This window comes from Burkholderia sp. Tr-20390 (assembly GCF_017104595.1).
Classification (GTDB): Bacteria; Pseudomonadota; Gammaproteobacteria; order Burkholderiales; family Burkholderiaceae; genus Burkholderia.
The window spans coordinates 1-769 of record NZ_JAAGPC010000454.1 but is presented as its reverse complement, the minus strand read 5'-3'; the positions used below and the strand labels follow the sequence as shown (position 1 = coordinate 769).

At 71.7% G+C, this 769-nt stretch carries 2 protein-coding genes; both read right to left on the bottom strand.

Features of this window, described 5'->3' with window-relative positions:
* Positions 1 to 45: 45 nt before the first annotated feature.
* The gene (locus tag G3N98_RS39515) at positions 46 to 420 is read right to left on the bottom strand and encodes a hypothetical protein (protein WP_241026310.1); all 375 of its coding nucleotides are present in this window, start codon (positions 418 to 420) and stop codon (positions 46 to 48) included.
* A gap of 1 nt (position 421) precedes the next feature.
* The coding region (locus tag G3N98_RS39510; protein WP_206151150.1) for a hypothetical protein at positions 422 to 769 on the bottom strand (348 nt) is incomplete at its 5' end.

Below are 769 nucleotides of genomic sequence, written 5' to 3'. Positions count from 1 at the left end.
TTCCGACCCGTGGCCTGTCAGTGCGTCACCCGCCTCGACGACACCCTACACCGGCCCGGGCAGCCGCGCATCCAGCGGCGACAGCGTGTCGCCGCCCCCTTCCCGCGCGAGCAGCTCGTCGAGCTCGCGCAGCGCGTCCGCCAGCGCCAGCAGCGGCGCGGCGCGCGTGCGGGTGTCGCGGATCAGCGCGTCGACCGCCGGCACGAGCTCCCGGCCGCCGTTGAGGAACGGCCCGCCGGCCATTTTCGCGGCGGAACGCCGGTGCAGTTCGGGCGCGCGGATGAAGGATTCCATGATGCGCAGGTGCACCTGCTTCATCACCAGCGCGCAGGTCGCCGGCTGCAGCAGGAACGTCCACGCATACCACTGATTGACCAGCGGTTCGAAGACGACGTTCGGTTTCAGGTAGATCTGGGTCATGTCAGGAATGATCGTGTTCGACTACGGGAACGGCGGCGTCGGCGACGAGCGCGAGCGCGGCCTCCATGTGCTCGCGCCACCGGCTCAGCAACCGTTCGGCGGTGGCGCGCGTGTGCACGGTGTCGCTGTAACGGCACTCGAATGCGAGTTCGCCGTCGCCCGCGACGCAGACGAGGTTCAGCAGGTGCGAACGTTGGTCGGTCGCCGCGCGGTCCGCGCCCACCGCCTCGGGCGCGGCGGAGAACCACGCGGAAGGGCGCGCGGCGGCCGCCGAGACGAAATCGACGCTGACCTGCGGCTGCACGCAGCGCCGCCACGCGTCGGCATCGACGCCGGCCGGCGGCGGCAG